The organism is Paraburkholderia nodosa DSM 21604 (assembly GCF_000519185.1).
Taxonomy (GTDB): Bacteria; Pseudomonadota; Gammaproteobacteria; order Burkholderiales; family Burkholderiaceae; genus Paraburkholderia; species Paraburkholderia nodosa.
Genome location: NZ_JAFA01000042.1, coordinates 52,443 through 70,466, shown reverse-complemented (window position 1 = coordinate 70,466; position 18,024 = coordinate 52,443). Strand labels below are relative to the sequence as shown.

Genomic DNA, 18,024 nt, shown 5'->3' with positions numbered 1-18,024 from the left:
GGCCTGATGTCGCTGCCCAAGCTCGTGTTCCCGGGCGGCGCGCTCGTGGGCGACGATGCGGGCTTCCTGAACGCCTCACGCATCAAGGGCAGCCACGCGGCGATCAAGACCGGCATGCTGGCTGCCGATGCGGCATTCGAAGCCGTGCAGGCAGGCCGCCAGAGCGANGAGCTCGCGGCTTACCCGGAAGCGTTCAAGCAGTCGTGGCTTTACACGGAGCTGTACAGGGCGCGCAACTTCAAGCAGTGGATGAGCAAGGGCCTGTACCTGGGCACGCTGATGGTGGGCATCGAGCAGAAGCTGCTGGGCGGCAACGTGCCGTGGACGCTGCATCACCAGCATCGCGACCACGAGATGCTGAAACCCGCTTCGCAGTGCAAGCCGATCGAGTATCCGAAGCCCGATGGCAAGCTCACGTTCGATCGCCTCTCTTCGGTGTTCATCTCGAACACGAATCACGAAGAGAACCAGCCGGCACACCTGACGCTCAAGGACGCGAGCGTGCCCGTGAACGTGAACCTGCGCACCTACGCGGGCCCCGAAGCGCGCTTCTGCCCGGCCGCGGTGTACGAGTTCATGAAGAACGACGACGGCAGCGACCGCCTGCAGATCAACGCGCAGAACTGCGTGCACTGCAAGACCTGCGATATCAAGGACCCGACGCAGAATATCGTATGGGTCACGCCCGAAGGTGGCGGCGGCCCGAATTATCCGAACATGTAAGTCCGGCAGGCGAAAAAAAGCCGCTTCTGGTGTGAGCCTGAAGCGGCTTTTTTGTTGCCCGCGCAACGCGTGCGGCTCACGCCGCACCGATCGACATCACTCGTCGCTGGCTGCGATCTTCGGCGTCGTCACGACGACGTCGGCATTCTGCGCGCGGTGGCGCAGCGCGTGATCGATCAGCACGAGCGCGAGCATGGCCTCGGCGATCGGCGTCGCGCGAATGCCCACGCACGGGTCGTGGCGGCCGAAAGTTTCGACCGTTGCGGGCTCGCCCGTCTTGTCGATCGAGCGTCGCGGTGTGCGGATGCTCGAGGTCGGCTTGATGGCGATCGAGACGGTGATGTCCTGCCCCGTCGAAATGCCGCCGAGCACGCCGCCAGCGTGGTTGCCGTGGAAGCCATTGGGCGTGAGTTCGTCGCCGTGCACCGAGCCGCGCTGTGCGACGCTCGCGAAGCCCGCGCCGATCTCCACGCCCTTCACCGCGTTGATGCCCATCATGGCGTGCGCGATGTCGGCATCGAGCCGGTCAAAGAGCGGCTCGCCCCAGCCCACCGGCACCCCGCTCGCCACCACGTTCACGCGCGCGCCGATCGAGTCGCCGTCCTTGCGCAACGCGTCCATGTAGTCCTCGAGCTGCGGCACGACGTCGGCGTTGGGCACGAAGAACGGGTTCTCGTGCACGTGCTCCCAGCTCACGAACGGCACGTCGATCTCGCCGAGCGCGCGCATGTAGCCGCGCACTTCCACGCCGAAGCGCTCGCGCAGCCACTTCTTCGCCACGGCGCCCGCCGCGACTGTGGGCGCCGTAAGGCGCGCCGACGAGCGGCCGCCGCCGCGATAGTCGCGAATGCCGTACTTCTGCCAGTAGGTGTAGTCGGCGTGACCGGGACGGAAGGTCTCGACGATGTTGCCGTAGTCCTTGCTGCGCTGGTCGGTATTGCGGATCAGGAGCGCGATAGGCGTGCCCGTGGTGCGCCCTTCGAACACGCCCGAGAGAATCTCGACCTTGTCCTCTTCCTGGCGCTGCGTCACGTGACGCGACGTGCCGGGGCGGCGGCGGTCCAGGTCGAGCTGGATGTCGGCTTCGGTGAGCGCCATGCCGGGCGGGCAGCCGTCGATGACGCAGCCAATGGCCGGGCCGTGGGATTCGCCGAAGGTGGTGACGGTGAAAAGCGTACCGAGCGTGTTGCCGGACATGGCGGTCGTCCAAAGTGAATCGGGGAATGCAATATTATGCCAGCCCGCGCGCGGCGACGCCCGACTGGGCGGTCGGGCGAAAGGCGGCGCCACGCTGGTTTGGGCGGCGCGTCCGGGCGCCCGGAGTGGCCCAGCCCGGCGTCAGCGCCGCGCGCCGCGCAGTTCCGCCACCGTCTCCTGCAAGCGCTCGAGCGTGGCGTCCGCCGCCGCGATCGGCTCGCCGACCGCGAGCGTCAAACGGCTGGTCAGGCCGCGCCGCAGCGGCCGCTCCTGGCCGGAACCCGCAAAGCGCGAGAACGCACTGCCCCAGAGCCCGCGCAACGCCATCGGCACGACCGGCACGGGCGAGCGCCTCAAGATTTCACTCACGCCGTGGCGAAACGGATTCATCTCTCCGCTGCGCGTGAGCTTGCCCTCGGGAAAAATGCAGACGAGGTCGCCCTCGGCCAGTGCGGCCGCGCACGCGTCATAGGCAGCGGCGGGCGCGGCCGGGTCCTCGTGCGCGGGCGCAATCGGAATCGCCTTGGCGTGGCGGAACACCCAGCCGAAGAACGGCGAGCGGAAGATCTGCTGATCCATCACGAAGCGGATCGGCCGCGGGCTCTCGGCCATGATGACGATCGCATCGACATAGCTCACGTGATTGCAGACGAGCACTGCCGCGCCCTCGGCCGGTATGCGTTCGGTGTGCACGAGCCGCACACGGTAGACCGTATGCACGAGCACCCACGCCACGAAGCGCAGCAGGAACTCGGGCACCAGCGTGTAGATATAGGCCGCCACGACGATATTGAGCAGCGCCGTGGTCAGAAAGATGCCGGGAATGCCGACGCCCGCGGACGTGAGCGCCATCGCCATGAGCGCCGAGACGATCATGAAGAGCGAATTGAGGATGTTGTTCGCGGCGATGATGCGCGCCCGGTGGCTAGGCGCGCTGCGGCTCTGGATCAACGCGTAGAGCGGCACGCTGTAGAAGCCGCCGAACATGGCGAGCAGGAACAGGTCGGCGAGCACGCGCCAGTGCGCGGCGGTGCGCAGGAATTCGCCTACCGAAAGCAGATGGGACGCGGCAGGCAACGCATGGCTCGCAAAGAAGAGATCGATACCGAACACGCTCATGCCGATCGAGCCGAGCGGCACGAGGCCCACCTCGATGCGCCGCCGCGAGAGCCGCTCGCAGAGCAGCGAACCCGAGCCGATGCCGAGCGAAAACATCGCGAGCAACACCGTCACGACGTCGGGGTCGGCTGACATCACGTCCTTCGCGAAATTGAAGAACGAGGCGAGAAACGTCGCGCCGACGAACCAGAGCCACGAGATGCCGAGCAAGCTCAGAAACACGGTGCGGTTGCCATGCGCGAGACGCAGGTTGCGCCAGGTCTCGGAAACCGGATTCCAGTTGATCCGCAAGTCCGGCTGCGACGGCTCGCACGGCGGCACGAAAGCCGACGCCACGCGCCCCACGAGCGCGATCGCGATGCACATGCCGCCGAGCCACCATGCGCCAAGTGGCGGCCCGACGTCCGCGTGCGCAGACGCGCCATCCATCGCCCCGATACCCGCCGCCACGCCCCCCGCGATCGTGCCGAGCAGAATCGCGACGAACGTGCCCATCTCGACGAGCCCGTTGCCGCCAACCAGTTCATCGGGCGCGAGGCGCTGCGGGAGGTACGCGTACTTGACCGGCCCGAACACGGTGGAATGCACGCCCATCAGGAAGGTGCACGCATACAGCAGCGGCGCGCTGTGCATCCAGAAGCCGGCTGCGCCGATCAGCATGACCGCGATCTCGAAGGTCTTGACCCAGCGCGTGAGCATCGCCTTGTCGTACTTGTCGGCGACCTGGCCCGAGGTCGCGGAAAACAGCACGAACGGCAAGATGAAAATGGCCGAGATGAGGAACGCGACTGTCTTCGGATCGACGCCCGAAAAGCGCGCGGCCTGATAGGTGACGAGTGAGGTGAAGCCGATCTTGAAGACGTTGTCGTTCATCGCCCCGAGGAACTGCGTCCAGAAAAACGGGGCGAAACGACGCTGGCGCAGCAGCGCGAACTGCGAAGTGTGGTCGCTCTCATGGTGCACTTTGCGCTTGTCACGCTGCGCCGCGGGCATCGGTCTATCGTTCATCGAACAGGAATCGCACTGACGGAATTCATGGGGGCCCAGACGCGAAAAAGCGCGCCAGACGCGCGCTTTTTCATGCTGACCGACCAGGCGTTAGACGGGCTACGCTCAGCGCGCCGGCTGACGCTCCTCTTCGGGCCAGTCGCGAATATAGGCCTTGAGCAGCTTGTTCTCGAAGCCCTGCGCTTCCACTACGGCCTTCGCCACGTCGTAGAACGAGATCACGCCCATGAGCGAGCGGCTTTCCATGACCGGCAGGTAGCGCACATGGTGCTCGAGCATCATGCGGCGCACTTCGTCGACCTCGGTTTCCGGCGTGCAGGTGATGGGATGATCGTCCATGACCTTGCGGATCGTCGTGGTGCCGATGCTGCCGCCGTTTGCGCGCAGCGTGAGGATGATCTCGCGGAACGTGAGCATGCCGACCAGATCGCCGTACTCCATGACGACGAGCGAGCCGATATCGTGCTCGGCCATGGTGTTGACTGCCTCGTGCAGCGCAGTGTCGGGCGTGACGGTGTAGAGCGTGTTGCCCTTCACCTTGAGGATGTCGCTGACACGCATGATGTGTCTCCAGGAATGCCGCTAGTAATGGGGGAAATGCTGAAAAGATGCCTACGTGATTCGATCCTAGCGGAAAGATTGTTAAAAGGAAAGCCGCGCGGCGGGCGCTCCACGGCGCACCGAAACGTCTGCCGAAAGCCGTGGCGAGGGGTTTTGCGGCACGAATCCGGCCACGCGGGACGCACGCGATCAGGCCCGAAAAAGGCCCGGCCGGGCGTCCCGCGCCCCGCCGCCGGTGTTACGATGCCCTTCACCCTCGACACCAGGCCGGTTCGCGCCGGCCGCGCCGCCACGATGTCATCGAATCCCGCGTCAAATCCCGATAGCCGCTTCGACACGCTCGCGCTGCATGCGGGCGCGGCGCCCGACCCCGCCACCGGCGCCCGCGCGACGCCGATCTACCTCACCACCTCGTTCTCGTTTCGCGACACCGACCACGCCGCCGCGCTCTTCAACATGGAGCGCGCAGGCCACGTGTACTCGCGCATCTCGAACCCGACCGTCGCCGTGTTCGAAGAGCGCGTGGCCGCGCTCGAAGCCGGCGCGGGGGCGATCGGCACCGCGAGCGGCCAGGCGGCGCTGCATCTCGCGATCGCGACGCTGATGGGCGCGGGCTCGCACATCGTCGCCTCGGCGGCGCTCTATGGCGGCTCGCACAACCTGCTGCACTACACGCTCAAGCGCTTCGGCATCGAAACGACCTTCGTGAAGCCCGGCGACCTCGACGCCTGGCGCGCGGCGCTGCGGCCCAACACGCGCCTGCTGTTCGGCGAGACCCTCGGCAACCCGGGCCTCGACGTGCTCGACATCGAAGCCGTCGCCCAAATCGCCCACGGACATGGCGTGCCGCTCCTCGTCGATTCGACGTTCACCACGCCTTACCTGCTGCGCCCTTTCGAGCATGGCGCGGATCTCGTCTATCACTCGGCCACCAAGTTCCTCGGCGGCCATGGCACGACGATAGGCGGCGTGCTGGTCGATGGCGGCACGTTCGACTTCGAAGCGTCGGGCCGCTTTCCCGAACTCACCGAGCCCTATGCGGGCTTTCACGACATGGTGTTCAGCGAGGAAAGCACGGTCGCGCCCTTCCTGCTGCGCGCGCGCCGCGAGGGCCTGCGCGACTTCGGCGCGTGCCTGCATCCGCAGGCCGCGTGGCAACTGCTGCAAGGCACCGAAACGCTGCCGCTGCGCATGGAGCGGCATGTGGCGAACGCGCGGCGTATCGTCGAATTTCTCGCCGCGCACGAGGCGGTCGAATCGGTCGCGTGGCCGGAACTGCCGAGCCATCCCGATTACGCGCTTGCGAAGCGTCTGCTGCCGCGCGGCGCGGGCGCCGTGTTCAGCTTCAACCTGCGCGGCGGCCGCGCGGCCGGCAAGCGCTTCATCGAATCGCTCACGCTGTTCTCGCATCTGGCCAACGTCGGCGACGCGCGCTCGCTCGTGATCCACCCCGCCTCGACCACGCATTTCCGCATGGACGCCGCCGCGCTTGCCGCCGCCGGCATTGCGGAGGGTACGATCCGGCTCTCGATCGGGCTCGAAGACCCCGCCGATCTGGTCGACGACCTCAAGCGCGCGCTGAAGGCGTCGCAAAAAACGGAAGCACCGAAAGCCAAGCCCACCGGGAAGGAGGCGTCATGATCGTCGATGTCGCCGGCAAGCCGGTCTATGCCTACACGGCCTCGCGCGCCATCGACCGCGCGCTGCCGTTCGCGGTGTTCGTCCATGGCGCGCAGCACGACCACAGCGTCTGGGCGCTGCAATCGCGCTATTTCGCCAACCACGGCTTCAATGCGCTGGCGGTCGATCTGCCCGGCCACCTGCGCAGCACGGGCCCGGCGCTCACGAGCATCGGCGCGCTCGCCGACTGGCTCGCCGCGCTGCTAGACACGCTGAACGCCCCGCAGGCCTTCGTCGCCGGCCACAGCATGGGCTCGCTCGTCGCGCTCGAATTCGCCGCGCGCCATCCGGAGCGCGCGCAGCGCATCGCCCTGCTCGCCACCGCATTCCCGATGACGGTCGCGCCAACCCTGCTCGAAGCCGCGCGCGAGCGCGAGCCGGAGGCGATCGCGCTCGTCAACGCGTGGTCGCACTCGACGCTCGCCGCCAAGCCGTCGAGTCCCGGGCCGGGCTTCTGGCTGCGCGGCATGAACCAGCGGCTCATGGAGCGCGTCTCCGCGCGCGGCGAGCCGCAGCTTTTCCATACCGATTTCGCGGCGTGCAATGCCTATGCGGACGGTCTCACCAGCGCCGCGAAAGTCCGCTGCCCGGTGCGACTGATCGTCGGCAAACGCGACGCGATGACGCCCCCGCGCGCGGCGCGCGCCCTCGCCGAGGCCTTCGCGCAAGCGGGCACGCCCGTGGACACGGTCACGCTGGACGCGGGCCACGCGTTGATGACCGAGCAACCGGATGCGACACTCGACGCGCTCTATGCTTTTGCAACGCAGCAAACGCCGCGTGTGGGCAACGGCTGACAGTTCACACCAGCCCTGGTTGCACGGTCGTTCGGAACGCCGGAAAATGGCTGAATCAACCATCCCCTGCGTGCCCACGCAGAAAGGAGGAGGCGATGCAACCCACCACGCATACCGAGCATTTTTCGAGCTTCGCGCAGTTCTATCCGTTCTACCTGAGCGAGCACAGCAATATCATGTCGCGGCGGCTGCATTTCATCGGCTCGCTTGGCGTGATCGGCTTCGTCTGCATGGCGATCGCCACCGGCAACTGGCTCTGGCTGCCGCTTGCCATCGTCTGCGGCTACGGCTTCGCATGGGTCGGACATTTCAAGTTCGAGAAGAACCGCCCGGCCACCTTCCGCCACCCGATCTACAGCCTGATGGGCGACTGGGTCATGTTCGCGGATATCTGCCGCGGCAAGATTTCCCTCTGATCGAATCCGATGCGACGGCGCGCCTCTCATGGGCGCGCCGCATCGTCACGCCGCCGGATGCGGGAGCACCGGCGGATGTTCCTCCGTGAGCGCCGGGAAGCGCCGCGTCGCGAGCAGCGACGCGAGTGAAATCGAGAGCTTGTCGTTGTCGAGCGCACCCAGCAGCAGGTGCGCGTCGATACTGCTCGACTTGAGCTGATACGCGAGTTCCTTGCGATCGATCGCGAAGCGGTCGAAGATGCGCGTCACCGAAATGCGCGCGGGATTGCCGATCAGCAGGAACAGCGTTTTCGCGCGCTCCTCCTGCTCGAGACGCCCCACGAGTTCATCCTCTTCGAGGCCGTCGATCAGGCGCGTTACCGTGGCCAGATCGCGCCGCAGCAGCTGCGCGAGTTGTTCGGTCGTGCGGCCCGGCTCGCCCGCCTCTCGCGCATCGGCGAGACCCGCGAGCAGTTCGAGCGCGTCGAGCAGATCGCTGCCCGGAAAGCGCGGCCGGTCGAAGCGCCCGGTGCGGATTTCGGGCAGCGCCGAGGTGATCATCGCGCCCACGAGCGTGATGAACCAGCTCAGGTACATCCACAGCAGGAACATCGGCGCGGCCGCGAAGGCGCCATAAACCGCCGTGTAGGTCGGAATGCGCCGCACGTAGTAGCCAAAGCCGCGCTTGGCCGCCTCGAAGGCGATCGCCGCGGCGATGCCGCCAACCAATGCGTCGCGCCACTGCACGCGGCAGTTCGGCAGATACACATAGAGCATCGTGAACGCGAGCGCCGTAAGCGGCAGCGAGGCGCCGAACAGCATCCAGTCGAGGAGGCCCGAAACGTGCTGCTCGGTCGCGATCACGGCCGAACGCGTGAACACGTACGAGGAGATCGACAGGCTCACGCCGATCAGAATCGGCCCGAGCGTGAGGATGGCCCAGTAGACGAGCACGCGCTGCGCGAACGGGCGCGCCTTGCGCACGCGCCAGATCAGGTTGAAGGCCGACTCCACGGTCATCATCGTCATGACCGACGTGACGAAGAGCACGATCATGCCCATCGTCGTGAGACCCTTGGCCTTCGAGGCGAACTGATTCAGGTACTTGAAGATCTGGCTGTTGATCTGCGCCGGCATGAGGTGGTCGGCGAGAAAGGCCTGCAGCGAGTTCTGGAACGAAGCGAAGATCGGGAACGCGGTGAAGAGCGCAAATGCGACCGTGGCGAGCGGCACGAGCGAGAGCAGCGTGGTGAACGTGAGGCTGCCCGCGACCTGCGGAATGCGATCTTCGCGACTGCGCCGCACCGCGAAACGCGCGAGGCGCTTCACGATGTCCAGATCGATCTTCACCGTCGACAGCACATCCATTGGCCCGCTTTCCTCGCCACCGTGAACACTTTGATTGCCGCGCTTTCTTGATGCCGCTTCTTCCTGCCGCGATTGACGCCGCGTTTTGCCGCAGATTCCGCGCGCACGCAGTGTACCTATTTGCCCATGATTTGCACGTGACGCGCGCCTCGCTCGCCGGTGCGCCGCTGCGGCGGCAAACCCAACCCCTATAATATCCCGTCCACCGACGAGGCCCGATGAAACCGATTCTTGTGCTCTATTACAGCCGACATGGCGCAACGCGCGAACTCGCGCGCGCCATCGCCCAGGGTATCGACAGTGTTCCCGGCGCCGAAGCGCGCGTACGCACGGTGCCGCCCGTCTCGACGGTCTGCGAGGCCACCGCGCCCGACATCCCCTCCGACGGCCCGCCCTACGTCGAGCTGCGCGACCTCGAAGAATGCGCGGGTCTCGCGCTCGGCTCGCCCACACGCTTCGGCAACATGGCCGCGCCGCTCAAGTACTTTCTCGACGGCACCACGCCGCAGTGGCTTTCGGGCGCGCTCGCGGGCAAGCCCGCTTGCGTGTTCACGTCGACGGGCAGCCTGCACGGCGGCCAGGAAAGCACGCTGCTCTCGATGATGCTGCCGCTGCTCCATCACGGCATGCTGCTCGTGGGCATCCCCTACACGGAAAGCGCGCTCACGACCACGCAGGGCGGCGGCACGCCCTACGGCGCCTCGCATCACGCGCGCCAGGACGCGCGCGGCCACGGTTTGAGCGCCGACGAAAAGATGCTCGCGAGTGCGCTGGGCGTGCGGCTTGCGCGCGCGGCGCTCGCGCTCGCTACCACCGAGCAGGGCCAGCGGCTGTGAACACCCGCGTGGACGGTGTCACTGAGCCCATCGCCCAGCGTCGCGGCGCCGCGCTCGGCGCTTTTGCGATGCTCGCTGCGCTCACGTTGCTGTGCATCGCGTGGGAATGGCGGCTCGCACCGCTGCGCCCCGGCGGCAGCGCGCTCGTGCTCAAGGCCGTGCCGCTCGCCATCGCCCTGCCTGGCGTGCTGCGACGCAGGCTTTACACGCTGCAATGGGCGGCAATGCTCGTGTTGCTCTACTTCGCGGAAGGCATCGTGCGCGGCATGACCGATCCCGCGCCCGGCAACCGGCTTGGCTGGGTGGAAGTCGCGCTGGCTCTAGGCTTCTTCGCATGTGCGCTTGCCTATGTCGCGCCGTACAAGCGCGCCGCGAAACGTGCCGCAAAGCCCGCGAAACGCGAGTCGGCCTAAGCGACTCCTTGCACGCCGCAACCGCCTTGTTCGCGAGCGCTGCGTGAAGGCTATCGCCGTGTCAAACTAGCCATTTGAGCCTCGCGATTTCACGACAATCGCGCCGCGAGCCAGTCCAGCTCGGGCGCGAATTTCCGAGACACCATGACCGACTCCACCCCGATCGCCTGCCAAGCCTTTCTCGACGCCTGCGCCGCCGCCATCGGCACGCAATACGTGCTGACTGACGCGCACGACACCGCGCCCTACCTCGCCGACTGGCGCCGTCGCTACCAGGGCGCGGCCTTCGCCGTGCTCTGCCCGGCCAATGCGCAGGAAGTCGCCAGTGTCGTGAAGCTCGCGCATGAGCATCGCGTGGCGCTCGTGCCGCAAGGCGGCAACACGGGACTCGCGGGCGGCGCGACGCCGGACGTGAGCGGCAACCAGGCGGTGCTGAGCCTGCGCCGCCTGAACCGCGTGCGCGAAATCGATCCACACAACAACACGATCACCGTCGAAGCCGGCGTGATCCTCGCCGAAGTGCAGGCGCGCGCAAAGGATGCGAGCCGATTGTTCCCGCTTTCGCTCGCGGCCGAAGGCAGCTGCACGATCGGCGGCAATCTCTCGACCAATGCGGGCGGCACCGGCGTGCTGCGCTATGGCAACACGCGCGAGCTGTGTCTCGGTCTCGAAGTCGTCACGCCGCAAGGCGAGATCTGGGACGGCCTGCGCGGGCTGCGCAAGGACAACACCGGCTACGATCTGCGCGATCTCTTCATTGGCGCGGAAGGCACGCTCGGCATCATCACCGCCGCCGTGATGAAGCTGCATCCGCTGCCGGCCGCGCGCGTCACCGCGCTCGCCGCGCTCGGCTCGGCCCATGCGGCGCTCGACTTCCTCGCGCTCGCGCAGCGCTACGCCGGGCCACTGCTCACGGGCTTCGAGCTGATGTCGGACTTCTGCATGGCGCTCGTCGGCCGTCATTTCCCGCAACTGCGCTATCCGTTCGCGGCGCATCACGCGCAGGTGGTGCTGCTCGAACTGTCGGACAACGAAAGCGAAGAACACGCGCGCGCGCTCTTCGAGCGGCTCATGGAAGAAGCGCTCGAACAAGGTCTCGTGGAAGACGCGGTGGTCGCGGAAAGCCTCGCGCAGTCGCAGGCGTTCTGGAATATCCGCGAGCACATTCCGCTCGCGCAGGCCCAGGAAGGGTTGAACATCAAGCACGATATCGGTGTGCCGATCTCGCGCATCGGCCATTTCATCGAGGAAACCGACGCCGAAATCGCCCGCGCGGTGCCTGGAGCGCGCATGGTCACCTTCGGCCATCTCGGCGACGGCAATCTGCACTACAACGTGCAGGCGCCCGAAGGCGGCGACCCGAAGCGCTTCCTCGCCGAAAACGAGAAGACGCTGAACCGCATCGTCTACGACAGCGTGGATCGCCATCGCGGCACGATCAGCGCGGAACACGGCCTCGGGCAGTTGAAGATCGACGAGAACATGCACTACAAGAGCGAGGTCGAACTCACGCTGATGCGCGCGATCAAGACCGCGCTCGATCCGCTGAACCTGATGAATCCGGGGAAAGTGCTGCGCTGAACGCGCGGGACGCAAGGAGCCGACATCGTGTTGAAGATCCGTGTGCTGTCCGACCTGCATCTGGAAAACGACGAGCCCGACACGATCCCGCATGCGCAGGCCGATCTCGTCGTGCTCGCGGGCGACATCCACAATCATGGGCTCGGGCTGCGCTGGGCGGCGGAAACGTTCGATCCGCAGGTGCCGGTGGTGTACGTGCCCGGCAATCACGAGTACTACGACGGCGATCTCGGCGCGCTGGAAACGGCGATGCGCGACGCCGCCTCCACGCTCGACAACGTGCACTTCCTCAACGACGGCGTATACGTCGATCCGGCGGGCCGCTTTCGCGTGCTCGGCACGACGCTATGGGCGGACTTTGCACTCTTTGGCGCCGACGATGCCGCGCGTGAAGCCGCCATTGCGGCTGCGATGCGCGTGATGCTCGACTTTCGCGGATTGATCCAGGTGTCCTGGCCGGATAGCCCGCAAGCGCTCGCGCGCGACTTCACGCCGGCCGACTCGCTCGCGCTCCATGCGCGTTCGCGCGCATGGCTCGAAGCGGAACTGGCGAAGCCCTTCGCGGGCGAGACGATCGTCGTCACACACCACGCGCCGCACAGGCAGAGCCTCGCGCCGCGCTACGCGGAAGATCGGGTGTCGGCGGGATTCGTGAGCGATCTCGACGCGCTGGTGCGCGCGCCAGTCGCGCTATGGATACATGGCCACACGCATACGTGCTTCGATTACACGGTCAACGGCACGCGCGTGGTCTGCAATCCGCGCGGCTATCGTGACCGCCGCACGGGGCAGCCGGAGAATCCGGCCTTTGCGTGGGACAAGGTGGTGGAAGTCTAGCGAGGCGAACGCGCCCGCAGCTTTAGTGCATACGTGCGTCGTCGCGGCGCACGCGCAGCGTCGCAGGCTGAAGCTGCGCGCGGCGCATGCGCAGCAGATCGCGCGATGCCGCGATGCCGATCAGGCCCATCATCACGGCGATGCCGATCATCAGATGCGTATCCATTCGAGTTCCCGGTGTTGGCAAAAAGAGGTTGCGTGAAACAGTCCCGCTACCTTACCAAGCCGCCGCGCCGCCGGGCGTAAGGAAGTGTTGCCATCTGCGCAAGCTGTAACAGGCCGTCACAGCCCGCGCGCGCCCTTTGATCGGGCGCAAGCCCCGCCGCCTCAAGTGCGCGCGAACTGCCGCAGTTCGTTCTGATCCCGCGCGAGCGTCGAAGGCATGCTCTCGCGCAGCAGCTCGACCCATGTGCGGATCTTCGCGTCGAGATACTGGCGCGACGGGTATACCGCAAAGACATTCATCTCCTGCGACTTGTACTCCGGCAGGATCCATTGCAGCGCGCCGCTGCGCAGACCGCTGATCGCCGAATAGATCGGCAGCAGGCCCACGCCCATGCCCTCGCGCACGGCCACCGCCATCGCCTCCGCCACGTTCACCTGGAAGGTCGCCGGACCGAGATCGACCGTGATCTCGCCTTCGGGGCCCGTGAACTGCCACTGCGCGGTCGGGAATACGGGCGTCACCATCTGCAGGCAGGTGTGGTTCGCGAGATCGGCGGGCTTTTGCGGTACGCCGCGCTTTTCCAGATACGCCGGTGAGGCAACCGCGATGCTGCACGCGCTCGCGAGCCGCTGCGACACGAAACCGGAATCCGGCAGATCGGTCGCGAGCACGAGGGCCACGTCATAACCCTCGTCGAGCAGGTCCGGCATGCGCTGCGCGAGCGTGAGTTCCACGTGCACGTCGGGATACAGCTGCTGATACTGCCCCACCGCCGGCACCACATAGTGCTGGCCGAAGCTCGTCATCGCGTGGACCTTGAGCTTGCCCGAAGGGCGCGCATGCGCGTCGCCGGCTTCCGCTTCAGCCTGATCGACGTAAGCCAGGATCTGCTCGCAGCGCTGCAGGTAGCGCTCGCCCGCCTCGGTGAGCGCGATGCGGCGGGTCGTGCGGTTCAAGAGGCGCGTGCGCAGATGCGCCTCCAGATCGGAAACCGCGCGCGAAGCGTAAGCCGTGGTCGTGTTCAGGTATTGCGCCGCGCCCGTGAAGCTGCCCGCTTCCACCACCCGGACGAATACACGCATGTTTTGAAGCGTATCCATACCAATCCTCTTTCTGACACACGAATTGTTTCATATTTCGCAAGATCGATTGTCTCACGTTTCGTAAAAATGCCTTGCATCCTTACCGGTTATTCATCAATCGCGCAAAAAATATAATGACGCACAGTGATTCATAGCCAAGATAAGGAGTAAATCGTGCAGTCTCCGGTACCGAAAGGACTAGCCGCACTCACGGTTCTTACGTTCTCGTTGATAATCGCGGGCTGCGCCAGTACCGGGGGCATCGCACCGCAAGCGAAACAGGCCGAAGCCGGGCAACTCGACGCCGGCTCGGCGATCCGCGCGGCCAATACCGACGCCGGCTGGCCCGCCAGCGACTGGTGGCGCGGCTATAACGACCCTCAACTGAACGCCTGGATCGAAGCCTCCGTGGCCGGCAACCCCTCGCTTGCCGCCGCCCAGGCGCGCGTGCGCGAAGCGCGCTCGATGGTGGGCGTGGCCCAGGCCGGGCTCCTGCCGCAAATCAACGGCAGCATGTCCATCCAGCGCCAGCAATGGTCCGACAACGTCTACTACGGGCCGGGACCGCTCGCGGGCGCAAACACCTGGAACAACACGGCTACGCTCGGCCTGTCGTATCACCTCGACCTCTGGGGCCAGGACAAGAACAACGCCGAGCGCGCGCTCGACGTGGCCCACGCCAGCGCCGCCGATGCGCGCGCGGCGCAGCTCGAACTCGAAGTCAATGTCACGCGCACCTACATCGAGATGTCGATGAACTACGCATTGCTCGACATTGCGAAGCAAACGCTCGGCCAGCAGCAGCGCATTCTCGCGCTCGCGCAAAAGCGCCTGGCGGGCGGCATCGGCACCCAGCTCGAAGTGAGCCAGGCGCAAACGCCGCTGCCCGAGTACGAACGCCAGATCGACGCGCTCGAAGAATCCATCGCGCTCGGCAAGAACCAGCTCGCGGCGCTCGCGGGCAAGGGCCCGGGCGCCGGTGAGTCGATCGAGCGCCCTGCGCTCTCGCTCGCCGCGCCCGCGGGCCTGCCCTCGGCATTGCCCGCCCAGTTGATCGGCTATCGCCCCGACGTGGTCGCGGCGCGCTGGCTCGTCGCCGCGCAGGCGCGCGGCATCGACGTCGCGAAGGCCGACTTCTATCCGAACGTGAACCTGCTCGTCTCGATGGGCGGCTACGCGGCGGCCGGCCCGCTGTTCCAGTTCCTCAAGTCGATGAGCGGCAGCTATGCGGGCGGCCCCGCGTTCTCGCTGCCGATTTTCGACGGCGGACGCCTGCGCGCGCAGCTCGGCGCGCAGTCCGCCGCGTACGACATCGCTGTCGATCAGTACAACCAGACGATCGTCACCGCGCTCAAGGAAATCGCCGATCAAGTGGTGCGGATGCGCTCGCTCGCGACCCAGGAAGACGACGCGCACCGCTCGGTCGCCGCCGCGCAGCGCAATTACGATCTCGCGCAGGAAGGCTTCCGCCGCGGCCTGACCGACTATGTGAACGTGCTGATTGCGCAAACGCAGTTGCTGCGCGCGCAGGAAGGCGTCGCGCACATCCAGGCCGACCGGCTGGCCGCACACGCCACGCTCGTCGCGGCGCTCGGCGGCGGCATGATCGACGCCTCGAGCGATGCCGCAGCGAAAGGCCCGACCGAAGCCGAGCAACTCCCGGCGCACGGCAAGAAGACGCGCGACGTGCCGCTCATGCCCGCGGCGCTGCTCGCGCCGCGCGGCTCGCACGCTTCGTCCGGACCCGACGCCGCCGATGCGAGCGCGTCCGGCAACGCCGGCGCAACCGGCGCGGCGCACTGAGGCAGCCGACAATGCAAGCGTCCACCTCCTCACCCTCGCAGCCGGGCGGCCAAAGCCTCTACGCCGCGCTCGCCGACTGGGCGCGTACCGACGGCCTCGTCTGGATCTATCTCTTCAAGGCGATTGCCGCTGCGCTGCTCGCGCTCGGCATCGCCATGAAGCTCGATCTGCCGCAGCCGCGCACGGCCATGACCACCGTGTTCATCGTGATGCAGCCGCAAAGCGGTCCCGTGTTCGCAAAGAGCTTCTACCGGCTGTGCGGCACGCTCGTGGGCCTCGTCGTGATGCTCGCGCTGATCGGCCTCTTCGCGCAGCAGCCGGAGCTCTTCATCGTCTCGACGGCGCTGTGGGTCGGCCTGTGCACCGCGGGCGCCGCGCGCAACCGCAACTTCCGCTCGTACGGCTTCGTGCTTGCGGGCTATACGGCGGCGCTGATCGGCATTCCGGCCTCGCAGCATCCCGACGGCGCGTTCATGTCGGCGATGACGCGCGTGGGCGAGATCTCGATCGGCATCCTTTGCTCGGGCTTCGTCAGCGCGGTGGTGTTTCCGCAGTTTACGGGCGAGCTGCTGCGCTCGAGCGTGCGGCGCCGTTTCTCGTCGTTCGTCGATTACGTTTCGGCGGCGCTTGCCGGGCGTATCGATCGTTCGCACATCGAAGCGAGCAATGCGCGCTTCGTCGCCGACGTCGTGGGTCTCGAAGCGAGCCGCAGCATGGCCGTGTTCGAGTCGCCCGACGCGCGGATGCGCTCGGGCCGTCTCGCGCGCCTGAACACCGAGTTCATGACGGTCTCCACGCGCTTTCACGCGCTGCATCAGTTGATGAACCGTCTGCGCGCGGATGGCTCCCCGGCCACCGTCGCTGCGCTCGAACCGTACTTCCGCGAGATCGCGCCGCTGTTCGCCAAAGCGGGCGAGCCGGTGCTCACGGCTGCCGACGCGACGCATGTCTCGAAGCAGCTCGACGACTACCGCTCGGCGCTGCCGAAGCGCGTGCGCGCCACGCGCGCCGGGCTCGAAGCACAAGGCGATGCGCGCCTGCTCGACTTCGACACCGCCACGGAACTGTTCTACCGCTTCGTGCACGAGATGACCGAGTACACGGCCACCTACGCGTCGCTCGCCGTCGATACGCACTCGCGCGAAAAATGGATCGCGCGCTACGTGCCGAAGACGAACCTGATCGCGGCGGGCGTGGCGGGCCTGCGCGCCGCCATCGTGATGACGCTGCTCGGCGCGTTCTGGATCGCCACCGCGTGGCCGAGCGGCACGAACCTCGTGCTCAATGCCGCCGCGACCTGCGCGCTCGCCTCGTCCGCGCCGCAGCCCTCGCGCATGGCGACGCAGATGGCGCTCGGCACCGTGCTCGCCTCGGTCGTCGGCATGATTCTCACATTCGGCGTGTTTCCGCATATCGACGGTTTCGTCATGCTGTGCGTCGCGCTCGCCCCTGCGCTCGGGTTCGGCGTGTTCCTCACGACGCGCCCGAAGTACGCGGGCTACGGCGTGGGCTACTGCATTTTCCTGTGCTTTCTCGCGGGGCCGGACAACCTCGTGCAGTACAACCCGAGCAGCTATATGAACGACGCGCTCGCACTCATCGCGTCGATGGCGGTCTCGGCACTGGCGTTCGCCGTGTTCCTGCCGCCTTCCACGCCGTGGCTGCGCCGGCGTCTGCTCGCCGACCTGCGCGGCGGCGCCGTGCATGCTTGCCGCGCGCGCCTGAAGGGACTGCGCAACCGCTTCGAGAGCGGCGCGCGCGACCTGATGTTTCAGCTCTCGGCGATCGCCGGCAACGACGACGCGCAACGCCGCGACACGCTGCGCTGGCTCTTCTCGACGCTCGAAGTGGGCAACGCCGCGCTCGATCTGCGCCACGAACTCTCCACCTTGCCCACGCATCCGCAATACGCGCGGGGAACCGCATGGCGCGTGGCGATCGACGCGACGCTCAAGTCCGTGAGCGCACTCTTCGATCGCCCGAGCGAGGCGCGCTACCGCGACGCGCTTGCGGCAACGGTGCGCGCCATCGACGCAAGCCAGGCCGTGCTGCAAGGCATGTGGAAGCCTGAAGCGACGAGCGCCACCGAGCGTGGCGACGCGCCGCCGCGCGAAGAGCGCCACCAGTTGCAGCGCATCCAGAGCCATCTGCATTTCATCCGCACCGCGCTGATCGATCCGCAATCGCCGCTCGCGGCGTATGCGGGCAACGAAAGCGCGAACCCTGGCGTGAGCCAAGGAGCCAACCATGCCTCGTGACGTCGCGTTTCTCGACGCCTATATCCCGGCGATCGTGCTGCTCTTCATTCTGGGCGCGGCGATCACCTGGGTGCTCGATTCCGTACTGGCCCGAACCGGCCTCTACCGGGTCGTGTGGCACCCGTCCCTCTTTCGCGTGAGCCTGCTCGTGGTCGTGTGCTGCGTGCTCGGTCTCGCGGTCTATCACTAAATGCGTCACT

The 18,024-nt window shown here is 66.7% G+C and carries 17 protein-coding genes; 11 read left to right on the top strand and 6 right to left on the bottom strand.

What is annotated here, in order from left to right; genetic code table 11:
* On the top strand, positions 1–723 hold a 723-nt coding region (locus A3CW_RS0137165; RefSeq protein WP_028208061.1), incomplete at its 5' end, for an electron transfer flavoprotein-ubiquinone oxidoreductase.
* 96 nt (positions 724–819) lie between these two features.
* Here A3CW_RS0137165 and aroC read toward each other — a convergent pair.
* The 3 genes from aroC to A3CW_RS0137150 form a co-directional block, all read right to left on the bottom strand.
* The gene (aroC, locus tag A3CW_RS0137160) at positions 820–1,920 is read right to left on the bottom strand and encodes a chorismate synthase (RefSeq protein ID WP_028208060.1); all 1,101 of its coding nucleotides are present in this window, start codon (positions 1,918–1,920) and stop codon (positions 820–822) included.
* Positions 1,921–2,061: 141 nt separating this feature from the next.
* Positions 2,062–4,047 carry an MFS transporter gene (locus A3CW_RS0137155; protein ID WP_028208059.1) on the bottom strand — a complete coding sequence of 662 codons (1,986 nt, stop codon included), beginning with the start codon at positions 4,045–4,047 and terminating at the stop codon, positions 2,062–2,064.
* 105 nt (positions 4,048–4,152) lie between these two features.
* Positions 4,153–4,608 carry a CBS domain-containing protein gene (locus tag A3CW_RS0137150; protein WP_028208058.1) on the bottom strand — a complete coding sequence of 152 codons (456 nt, stop codon included), beginning with the start codon at positions 4,606–4,608 and terminating at the stop codon, positions 4,153–4,155.
* Between the two features lie 294 nt (positions 4,609–4,902).
* Between A3CW_RS0137150 and A3CW_RS48845 the strand changes: the two genes are divergently transcribed.
* The 3 genes from A3CW_RS48845 (at position 4,903) to A3CW_RS0137135 (ending at position 7,501) form a co-directional block, all read left to right on the top strand.
* Complete coding sequence (locus A3CW_RS48845) at positions 4,903–6,249, top strand: O-acetylhomoserine aminocarboxypropyltransferase (RefSeq protein WP_051481969.1); 1,347 nt, start codon at positions 4,903–4,905, stop codon at positions 6,247–6,249.
* Positions 6,246–7,085, top strand: coding sequence for an alpha/beta hydrolase (locus tag A3CW_RS0137140; protein ID WP_028208057.1), 840 nt, complete (start codon positions 6,246–6,248; stop codon positions 7,083–7,085). The genes A3CW_RS48845 and A3CW_RS0137140 overlap by 4 nt, the downstream gene beginning before the upstream one ends.
* A gap of 95 nt (positions 7,086–7,180) precedes the next feature.
* Positions 7,181–7,501, top strand: coding sequence for an Mpo1-like protein (locus A3CW_RS0137135; RefSeq protein WP_028208056.1), 321 nt, complete (start codon positions 7,181–7,183; stop codon positions 7,499–7,501).
* A 45-nt stretch (positions 7,502–7,546) separates the two neighbouring features.
* On the opposite strand, the gene A3CW_RS48840 is transcribed toward A3CW_RS0137135, so the two are convergent.
* Positions 7,547–8,848 carry a YihY family inner membrane protein gene (locus A3CW_RS48840; RefSeq protein ID WP_211254117.1) on the bottom strand — a complete coding sequence of 434 codons (1,302 nt, stop codon included), beginning with the start codon at positions 8,846–8,848 and terminating at the stop codon, positions 7,547–7,549.
* 218 nt (positions 8,849–9,066) lie between these two features.
* On the opposite strand from A3CW_RS48840, the gene wrbA reads away from it, so the two are divergent.
* The 4 genes from wrbA to A3CW_RS0137110 all read left to right on the top strand — a co-directional run bounded on the left by wrbA (position 9,067) and on the right by A3CW_RS0137110 (position 12,515).
* Positions 9,067–9,684: an NAD(P)H:quinone oxidoreductase gene (wrbA, locus tag A3CW_RS0137125; RefSeq protein WP_028208055.1), complete on the top strand. Its 618-nt coding sequence runs from the start codon at positions 9,067–9,069 to the stop codon at positions 9,682–9,684.
* A gap of 68 nt (positions 9,685–9,752) precedes the next feature.
* Positions 9,753–10,097, top strand: coding sequence for a DUF2069 domain-containing protein (locus tag A3CW_RS0137120; protein WP_051481968.1), 345 nt, complete (start codon positions 9,753–9,755; stop codon positions 10,095–10,097).
* 144 nt (positions 10,098–10,241) lie between these two features.
* Positions 10,242–11,678: an FAD-binding oxidoreductase gene (locus A3CW_RS0137115; RefSeq protein ID WP_028208053.1), complete on the top strand. Its 1,437-nt coding sequence runs from the start codon at positions 10,242–10,244 to the stop codon at positions 11,676–11,678.
* Between the two features lie 30 nt (positions 11,679–11,708).
* Entirely contained in the window at positions 11,709–12,515 is an 807-nt protein-coding gene (locus tag A3CW_RS0137110) for a metallophosphoesterase (protein WP_028208052.1), read from the top strand.
* A gap of 22 nt (positions 12,516–12,537) precedes the next feature.
* On the opposite strand, the gene A3CW_RS53510 is transcribed toward A3CW_RS0137110, so the two are convergent.
* Both A3CW_RS53510 and A3CW_RS0137100 read right to left on the bottom strand, forming a co-directional pair.
* Positions 12,538–12,681, bottom strand: a complete 144-nt coding sequence (locus tag A3CW_RS53510; RefSeq protein ID WP_169739136.1) for a hypothetical protein — start codon at positions 12,679–12,681, stop codon at positions 12,538–12,540.
* Between the two features lie 161 nt (positions 12,682–12,842).
* A complete protein-coding gene (locus tag A3CW_RS0137100) occupies positions 12,843–13,781 on the bottom strand; it encodes a LysR family transcriptional regulator (RefSeq protein ID WP_028208051.1) in 939 nt (312 codons plus the stop codon).
* A 156-nt stretch (positions 13,782–13,937) separates the two neighbouring features.
* On the opposite strand from A3CW_RS0137100, the gene A3CW_RS48835 reads away from it, so the two are divergent.
* Genes A3CW_RS48835 through A3CW_RS0137085 form a run of 3 tightly spaced genes read left to right on the top strand, consistent with a single transcriptional unit; the run spans position 13,938 to position 18,014 of the window.
* Positions 13,938–15,566, top strand: a complete 1,629-nt coding sequence (locus A3CW_RS48835; protein ID WP_051481965.1) for an efflux transporter outer membrane subunit — start codon at positions 13,938–13,940, stop codon at positions 15,564–15,566.
* A gap of 11 nt (positions 15,567–15,577) precedes the next feature.
* On the top strand, positions 15,578–17,824 hold the full coding sequence (locus A3CW_RS0137090) for an FUSC family protein (RefSeq protein WP_028208050.1): 2,247 nt from the start codon (positions 15,578–15,580) through the stop codon (positions 17,822–17,824).
* Positions 17,814–18,014 (top strand): DUF1656 domain-containing protein, encoded by a 201-nt coding sequence (locus tag A3CW_RS0137085; RefSeq protein WP_028208049.1) that lies wholly within the window; start codon positions 17,814–17,816, stop codon positions 18,012–18,014. Before A3CW_RS0137090 ends, A3CW_RS0137085 begins: the two co-directional genes overlap by 11 nt.
* The last annotated feature ends 10 nt before the right edge of the window (positions 18,015–18,024 follow it).